This is a genomic window from Chamaesiphon sp. VAR_69_metabat_338 (assembly GCF_031423935.1).
In the GTDB taxonomy this organism is placed as follows: domain Bacteria; phylum Cyanobacteriota; class Cyanobacteriia; order Cyanobacteriales; family Chamaesiphonaceae; genus Chamaesiphon.
Genome location: NZ_JANPGM010000765.1, coordinates 1 through 8541, shown reverse-complemented (window position 1 = coordinate 8541; position 8541 = coordinate 1). Strand labels below are relative to the sequence as shown.

The following is an 8541-nucleotide window of genomic DNA, read 5'->3' as shown; positions in this document are numbered from 1 at the left end:
ATTTATGGCGCAAAGTCGCAATATTTTGAAGCCTAGCAGTCTGCCAAATAGCAAGGTTAAGTTTAATGGTGCAGACTTATTAGTAGTTTTAAAAAGTACCCGTAAGTATTTTAGGAATCGCTTAGACAGCGATCCAGATCTTCAGCGAGAAGGAATCTTGGGGACACAAGGTGTGAAAGTGGCTGATATTGTTAAAACCCTGGATTTCATGGTATTGACTTTGCAGCAAGATCTCAAAGCCAAAAGACCGATCCGCCTCCAAGATCCGAAGTTTTTAAATAACAATTTTAAGGCAATCCAATGGACGGCTTTTAATCCGACGACAACAGATGAAAAACGAGTACGGATGACTAAATATGCCGTATTTACCCATCGCGGTTCGCGAACGCCAACCAAAGAATTTAATGCAGGACTGTACGCGCTCAAACCAGGTACGGATATTGATACCATCCGCTTGAAATATACCAAACAAGATGTCTTGAAAAATATCTACGAACCGAAAGGGACAGAAGTTGGGGCAGTCGAACCGCTAGCTTATCTCGATCGCGAGGGCTTGGAGTCAGCATTGATGGAAGGAACGATTTTAGTCAAATTCGCTGATGGCAAGTCGGCCTTTTTTAATGTCGATCGCAATAATAATTTGCCCTATATTAAAGGTCTGGCTCCCACCGAGCAAAAACGGTATTGGTACTTTAAGCCTGTCAATAATATTAAAGGATTCGGTCAAACGATCGAGACTAAAATTTCGCTCAAACCAGGGGTGACATTCGCCGGAGATGTATTGAATATTGGCTTGGGGCGGATCGTTGTCACCGAAAACTCGATCGATGGCAAACCTCAGTTACACATGGGAATTATTGCCGATACGGGTGGGGCTTTTTTGCCCAATTTACATCAGTTAGATTTTTTGGCTGGAGTATTTGATAGTAAAGCGGATTTTGCGAGTTATACGCGCAAGTTACCGGAGTATACGAAGGCATATATTTTGGTGAAGCGGTGAGTTGGGAGCGAAAAGTGCGGTCTTGGGGTTTCCCCTGCTTGGGTTCGTTCCATGGTCGGGGCACCCGACCGGACGAACTCCGCTGTCTTGTCGTTTTCTTATTCGGGGGGAACCCTAGACATAAAAACGCCGCAAGTAGAGCACCTTTTCAAGACAGCGGGGAGCGGAGTGATGAGTGGGCATGTCGATCGAGTAAGGATGAGCCGATCGAGTATCATAGCGATGTAAATAGGCACCACAGCAAAAGAGCAAGAGCTATGGATCGTCCATCGATCGATCTGGATTGGGAACGGCAGCGCGCTTGGGTAGAAATCGATCGAGCCGCATTGAGGCATAATGTTTGCCAGATTCAAGCATTAGTGGCACCCGCGACCAAAATTATGGCTGTCGTCAAAGCGGATGCCTACGGACATGGCGCGATCGAGGTTGCTCGTACGCTCGTGGCTGCGGGGGTAGAATGGTTGGCGGTGGCAACAATACCTGAAGGCATCGAGCTGCGCGCCGCCGGGATTGTCGCGCCAATTCTCGTATTAGGGGCGATCGATACCGACGTTCAAGTTCGCGCGATCTGTCAATGGGAGCTACAACCGACAATCTGCACGATCGCTCAAGCGACACTGATTTCCAAAGCGATCGCCCAATTAGCTCCCAGGAAACCCTTACACGTCCATCTCAAGTTAGATACAGGGATGTCGCGATTGGGGGCAAATTGGCAGCAGGCGGTGGCTGTTTATCGCGAGCTGCATGCATTGCCCTATTTGGAGATCGCCAGCTTGTACTCCCATCTAGCCACCGCTGACGACCTCGATCCGACCGTGATGGAATTGCAAGTCGATCGATTCGAGCGATCGCAAGCGGCAATTAGAGCGGCGGGATATACGCTGCCCATGCTGCATCTAGCTAATTCTGCGGGGATTTTAGTTGGCGATCGGTTGCACTATCAGTTAGTGCGTCCGGGGCTGATTTTATATGGACTCTACCCCGCACCACATTTAGCATCAGCGATCGATTTGCGCCCAGTATTGAGCGTCCGCGCCAGAATTACCCAAGTTAGAGACATTACTGCTGGCACGGGGGTGAGTTATGGGTATCGGTTTATCGCCGATCGCGATTTGACGATCGCGGTCGTCGAAATTGGCTATGCTGACGGGATTCCCCGCCGCTTGTCCGATCGTCTGCAAGCGATCGTCAGAGGTCAACTCGTCCGCCAAATTGGCACGATTACGATGGATCGGATTATGCTCGATGTCAGTCAGATTCCCGATCTTCAGGTAGGTGAAATCGTGACGATGTTGGGAGCCGACGGCAACAACAAGATCGGTGCCGATGACTGGGCGACAGAGCTAGGGACGATTTCCTGGGAAATTTTATGTGGCTTCAAACAAAGATTGCCACGGATTAGCGTGAATTAATACTATTTTAGATTTTGGATTGTAGAACCAGTCGTGAAGGCTGAAGCCTTAACAGCCAGATAAGTAGCTAGGCGAAATTAAATGTAAAATGCCAGCCTTTTGCCCTCACCCCCAACCCCTCTGTCTTGACCCAAACGCACGCCTTTGTTCCCCGACGGTTCAGCGACTCGCTCCCGCCTTTGTTCCCCGACCATGGAAGCGAGTCAAGACAGCGACCCAAATCACGCGGAGGTTCCCGACCCATGGCTTTGGGTCAAGACAGCGACCCAAATCACGCGGAGGTTCCCTCTGCACGTGTTTGGGTCAAGACAGCGAGACAAGACAGAGGGGAGCCAGAGCCGGAAGCGAGGGCGGGGTGAGGGCGATCTCGTCATTGTCACTTTAATTATGTCCACCTCCTAACTCCCATGCGGTGGTACAGCAACTCCCCACTCCCAAAACTCCTACTTTTGAGTCACAACATTGCCAGAGTGAAGTGTTAAGCTTAGGAATGAACCCCACACTATATCTACTTTCTATCTCGACATGTAGTGTCAACAATTGCAAAAAAATGCGATCGTGAGTGAAGAAAATAGTGTATGTGTATTTAGGTAAAAGACATTCGATAATGTTAGTAAATATCAACGGCAAGGAGGCGATCGCGAGTGGACGAGTCCTATCACACTTATCTCAATCGCGTGGCAAAAATGACCTTACCCGCCACCTACGAATCTCAGGTCAAAAATCTTCAAGAATCACCTAAATTTGAGCTAACAGCCGATGGTACGCGCCAGCCGGTATCTTTTCCAGGTTACTCGGCAATTACGCCACCAGGAGCCGAAGATCCTGGCAATAGCGCAGTCTTTGAGTCTTTAGCGGCATGTCAGCAAAAGCTGGTCGAAAAGTTAGAATCGGATTTATTAGTTTTAGTCGATCCAGCTAGCTTTCACTTCACCCTCGCCGATTTGATTTGGGATAGTGCTTATCGGACGGCAATTGCTGGCAATCCTGATTTTGAAAGCAAATTAGTCGAGCGGATTGCCGAGAGTTTCGAGATCTATCAGAAGTCGGTCGTCGATACTGCGCCCATTCGGTGGCAAATCATGGGATTGACGGTCAGACCCCGCGCGATCGAAGTGAGTTTGGTACCCAAGGATGAGTATAGTTACGATCGGATTATTGCGTTCCGACGGGCGATTTATCAAAATTCCAATTTGATTTCGTTGGGAATCGAGCAGCAATATTACTTTACCGCTCACACAACGTTAGCTTATTTTGCCAATGTCCATCAGGAAATCGATCGCGCGCGATTGAGCGATACTTTGCAAGAATACAATATGCACTGGTTGGACAATCCCCAGGAGATCGTGCTGGCGCACGGGCAATTGCGGAAGTTTACAGATATGTATACTTACTCCAGAGAGCCACATTTTCCGATCGTCAAGTTGTAAGTAGTTATCTACTAGAAATCATTAAATAACGATAGCTATTGTGGCTATCGTTTTTTTTCTAAGTTATGGCGATCGAGAATACTCTTTATCCTTAAATCAGCGATCCAGATTGCCAGATTCGCTCGGGTAATTCACTAATCTAGATCGGTAATTTTCTAGCTATATTTGGTGCGTTACGCTTCGCGGTAACACACCCTACAATTCGGTAATTTTCTAGCTATATTTGGTACGTTACGCTTCGCGGTAACACACCTTATAATATTGTTAACAAATGAATCTACAGATAAGATCTTTAAGCACTGCGTAAAGCTTCGATCGGGTCTAGTTTAGCCGCTTGTCGCGCCGGAACTACGCCAAAGAATAAGCCAATTCCACCAGAAACACTGACCGCGAGCACGATCGCCGATGGGGAAATGGCGGCGGTTTTGAGCGGGCTAAAATTGCGGACTAAAATGATGCCGCCAATGCCAACTGAAGTCCCGATAATGCCGCCGACGATCGACAGCACGATTGCTTCGATCGTAAATTGGGTCAGGATATCATTTTGAGTAGCCCCGATCGCTTTGCGCAAGCCGATTTCTTGGGTGCGCTCGGTGACTGATACCAGCATGATATTCATCACGCCGATCCCACCGACGAGCAGTGAAATCCCCGCGATCGCGCCTAGTAGTAGCGTCAGCGCGCCAGTAATCGTCGAGACGATCGTCAGGGCATCTTTTTGATTGCGGACGGTGAAATCATCTTCACCGACGATTTTGTGGCGTTGGCGGAGTAAGTTGGTGATTTGGAACTCGGCTGCATCCATGCTTTCGCTGCTCTTTGCCGATACCGAAATTAAGGATAACCGCAGTCCGTAAGGCGAAGTCCGCCCGATGATCCGTTTGCTCATCGTCGTAATCGGCACAAAGATCGCATCGTCTTGATTGCTGCCAAATGATGAACCTTTGCTTTCCATCAGTCCGACAACTTCAAAGCTGACATTGTTGATCCGAATCTGTTTGCCGATCGGATTATTATTGCCAAATAAGCGTTGGGCGATATCTGTGCCTACCATCGCGACTTGTTTATCCTGTTTGACATCTTGAGCATTGACAAATCGCCCTTTATCGACGGCAAAATTTCGCACTGCGGGAAAGTCCGCAGTGGTACCTTGAATAATCGAGGTTGTCGTCACACTTTGATAATTGACGACAAACGAGTTTTGCAGCACTGGCGCAACACCAGCTACCGACGGCACTTGCCGCGCGATCGCGCGAGCATCGCTGAGTACCAATGTCGGCGGCGTCCCCCCACTGCGGATATTTTGGGCTTTGGGAGAACCTGGAAGGATAAATAGGGTATTTGGCCCCAAACTCTTGAATTGATCGGTGGCGAGGGTTTGCGTACCTTCACCGACACCGATCATGCCAATTACGGAAGCATTCCCAATCGCGATGCCTAACATCGTCAAACTACTCCGCAGCTTATTCGAGATCAGTGTTTGAGTCGCCATTTTCAGGCTTTCGAGGAGATTCATCTGTTAGGGGATAGGGGATAGGGGATAGGGGTTAGGGCAGACTGGGGGACTGGGAGACTGGGAGACTGGGGAGGACTGGGCGACGGGAGGTGAAAATCATCAACCTCTATTCTCTATTCCCTATTCCCTAACCCCTATCCCCTATTTACTACCCACCCGTCTTATTTCCTTCGCCCATCATTTTGTCTTTAAATCCAGCGGGGATGTCGATGAAGACGCGATCGCCAGATTTGATACCTTCGAGGACTTGTACTTTATCGCGGACGCTGGCACCGACTTTAATCGGTTTAAATACGGGTTCGTTATTTTCCCCAGGGATATAAACGCCCGTTTGACCGCGTTTGGAGCTAATTGCCACCGTGGGAATTGTTAAGGCGTTGTTGGTACGTTTGCCACTAAAGATCGCGTTGACATTCATTCCCGATTTCAACACGTCTCTGCCCGTATCGAGGGCGACGCGGACTTCAAAGGAGGTGACGTTTTGCTCGACGACGGCTTCGGGTGCTACCAGTCTGACGGTACCTTGAAACGGCTTGTCGCTAAAGGCATCAGCGGTAATTTCCACTTTTTGGCCGACTTTGATTTTACCGATGTCTACTTCGGGGACTTTGGCTTTGATTTCCATGTCTTTGGCTAAAGCGACGATCGAAGTTGATGTGGCAGAGGTGCTAGTTGAAGCCGAAGTTGTCGGCGTCACGAATGCGCCGATGCTGGCATACCGCTGGGTAATCAGGCCAGCGAAAGGTGCGATGACCGTCGAATCGGTAAACTGAGAGCGGGCGGAGTCGAGCTGGGCATTGGCGACGGCTAAGGCAGCGGTAAACTGCGCGATATCTTCAGGGCGCGAGCCATTTTTAACCCGATTGTAGGCGGCTTGGGCTTGCTCGACTTGAGCGACGAAACTGGCGACATCTTCCGATCGACTGCCGAGTTGGGATTGCTTTAACGCTTGCTGGGCTTCGGTGACGGCGGCTTGGCGTTGGGCGATTTCCGACTGGCTGCTGTTGCGCGCCTGTTGGAGTTTTTGCTGGGCGTCGAGGACGTTGGCGCGGGCGGTTTGATAGTCGGCGATCGATTGATCGAGTTTATCTTGGGCGACTGCACCTGAAGATTTGAGCGATCGATTGCGATCGACATTGGCTTGGGCGAGTTTGAGTTTGGCGGTTGCTGATGCTACCTGGGCTGATGCCTGTTCGATTTGTTGGGGGGCGATCGACTGGGTTAGATTGAGATTGGCTTGAGCTTGTGCCAATTTGGCCTGCACCTGCGCGGTTTCTTCGGGACGGTTGCCGTTTTTGGCTTTATTAAGATTCGCTCGTGCTTGCTCTAGCTTGGCTTTGGCTTCAACGATTTCTTCGGTGCGGGAACCGTTCTTCGCCTTATTTAAATTTGCCTGTGCTTGCTGGACATTGGCTTGTGCTTGCGCGAAACCGGCTTGCAGCTCGGCATTTTCCATTTGCGCGATTTTTTGGCCTTGAACTACGCGATCGCCTTGTTCTACAAACAATCTGGCGACTCTACCAGCAGTTTTAGGGCTAATATTAGCCGTCTGAAACGGGATCACGTTACCGCTAGCCGTAATCCGATCGGTCAGATCTTGAGCTTTGGCGACTGTAGTATAGCGGGCTAAATCGATTTTGGGAGCCGGTTTCAACTGGGTATAGGCGATCGCACCCAGGGTGACGATGCCGATCGTCGCCGCTGTAATCCCCGCAATGACAGGGAGAGGACGCTTGACATTTTTTAGCAGAGGTAATTGCATATGCGGTCGAGACTCACTCATCTTGCGGTTAAAATCTGAAATGGCTTAGCTGGCGCGCGTCTCTATTCCACGAGATCGATCCGCCAAGTAAGCAGATCGACAATCGATCTTTAATCTAATCTGTTACTTTTATTTACATTAATTTTACCTTGATGCGAAAGCGAATGGCTAGTGACTAAAGTCAGATTTAGCGGTAGGGAAAACCCCCACCCAGGTGTCCTGCGGCAATACCAATCGCTCGAAATCGATGACTATAGCTAGATTCCAGCTCTAGATCGCTAAATACGCCAGCTTAGATATAATGACGATCTCACAGTTCGCAACGATTATCTGGCGAGATTTGACTCGGTTGAGAATTGTCATCGTAGCTGTAAAATCTGTCTTATGATGGAATCGATCGTCCGAAGCCCGACTTGGGAAATGGCGATCGCGACGATGCTCCATTCGATCGTCTTCGACTATCTACCTAGACCTAACTTATCGTGCATAAACGGATCTATCCATTACTCCTGACTGCTTGCTTGGGGATTGTCAGCCTACCAACAGTCGCTTATAGCCAAGCTTTATTACCTTATGCCCCCAATCAAGACTCAAAGTCTTTAGAAGATACTAGCAAAGTTTTATTGAGACAAGCGGCTGGGTTAGTGCAATTTCAACAGTACGAACAAGCCATTCCGCGCGTTGCTTTAGCAACTCAACTCGTCCCTAAAAATCACGAAGCTTGGCTATTTTTGGGCACATTACTCGTCCAAACTCAAAAATATCAAAAAGGCATCGATGCGCTCCAACAAGCTAGAGCGATTAAGCCTCAAGATCCAGACGTACTATTCATGCTCGGATCGGCCTATTTCCAGAAAGGCGAACTACCCAAGGCGATCGATACGATCCAAGCTGGGCTAAAAATTAAGCCCGATAATAATAGTGCCCTGTTCGATTTGGGCAATGCTTATTACAAATCGAATAAGTATCCCGACGCGATCGCTCAATACCAAAAAGCGGTTAAAAAAGATCCCAAATTTTGGCCGGCGATCAATAATATCGGCTTAGTCAGCTACGAATCTGGCGACCTCAATAGTGCCATGCAAAACTGGCAACGGGCGATCTCGATCGACCCCAAAGCCGCCGAACCCATGCTGGCAATGGCAGTCGCTCTCTTCGCTCAAGGCAAACAAGCCGAAGCCTACACCGCTGCCGAAAAAGCGATCGTCCTTGACAGTCGCTATGCCAATATTCAATATCTCAAGGATAACTTGTGGGGCGAGAAACTCCTCAACGATACCCGCAAATTGATTCAGACTCCCCGGGTGAGGGATTTTATTACTAAGGCACCGAGTAGAGGGTAGGGAATAGGGAATAGGGGATAGGGAATAGCGATTCGCGCTCGTCGGGTTTCCCGACGGTTTAGCGACCCAAATCACGCG

General features: G+C 49.2%; 6 protein-coding genes. 4 read left to right on the top strand and 2 right to left on the bottom strand.

Annotation, left to right across the window (positions count from 1 at the left end):
- From RMO84_RS21165 to RMO84_RS21155, 3 genes are all read left to right on the top strand, one after another.
- Nucleotides 1-1000, top strand: a 1000-nt coding sequence (locus RMO84_RS21165; RefSeq protein ID WP_310490415.1) for a hypothetical protein, incomplete at its 5' end; no start/stop codon positions are given.
- Nucleotides 1001-1257: 257 nt separating this feature from the next.
- Nucleotides 1258-2412 carry an alanine racemase gene (gene alr / locus RMO84_RS21160; RefSeq protein ID WP_310490414.1) on the top strand — a complete coding sequence of 385 codons (1155 nt, stop codon included), beginning with the start codon at nt 1258-1260 and terminating at the stop codon, nt 2410-2412.
- 644 nt (nt 2413-3056) lie between these two features.
- Nucleotides 3057-3842 (top strand): DUF1868 domain-containing protein, encoded by a 786-nt coding sequence (locus RMO84_RS21155; RefSeq protein WP_310490413.1) that lies wholly within the window; start codon nt 3057-3059, stop codon nt 3840-3842.
- Nucleotides 3843-4134: 292 nt separating this feature from the next.
- Here the strand turns inward: RMO84_RS21155 and RMO84_RS21150 are convergent, their stop codons facing one another.
- Together RMO84_RS21150 and RMO84_RS21145 are read right to left on the bottom strand one after the other, a co-directional pair.
- Nucleotides 4135-5358: an ABC transporter permease gene (locus RMO84_RS21150; RefSeq protein ID WP_310490412.1), complete on the bottom strand. Its 1224-nt coding sequence runs from the start codon at nt 5356-5358 to the stop codon at nt 4135-4137.
- Between the two features lie 148 nt (nt 5359-5506).
- Nucleotides 5507-7120, bottom strand: a complete 1614-nt coding sequence (locus RMO84_RS21145; protein ID WP_310490411.1) for an efflux RND transporter periplasmic adaptor subunit — start codon at nt 7118-7120, stop codon at nt 5507-5509.
- Between the two features lie 482 nt (nt 7121-7602).
- Between RMO84_RS21145 and RMO84_RS21140 the strand changes: the two genes are divergently transcribed.
- On the top strand, nt 7603-8463 hold the full coding sequence (locus RMO84_RS21140; protein ID WP_310490410.1) for a tetratricopeptide repeat protein: 861 nt from the start codon (nt 7603-7605) through the stop codon (nt 8461-8463).
- Nucleotides 8464-8541: the final 78 nt, after the last annotated feature.

What these genes read in the sequence shown, in the direction of transcription:
- RMO84_RS21145 (WP_310490411.1), bottom strand. Translation starts at nt 7,120, where the DNA reads ATGCAATTACCTCTGCTAAAAAATGTCAAGCGTCCTCTCCCTGTCATT.
- alr (WP_310490414.1), top strand. Translation starts at nt 1,258, where the DNA reads ATGGATCGTCCATCGATCGATCTGGATTGGGAACGGCAGCGCGCTTGG.
- RMO84_RS21150 (WP_310490412.1), bottom strand. Translation starts at nt 5,358, where the DNA reads ATGAATCTCCTCGAAAGCCTGAAAATGGCGACTCAAACACTGATCTCG.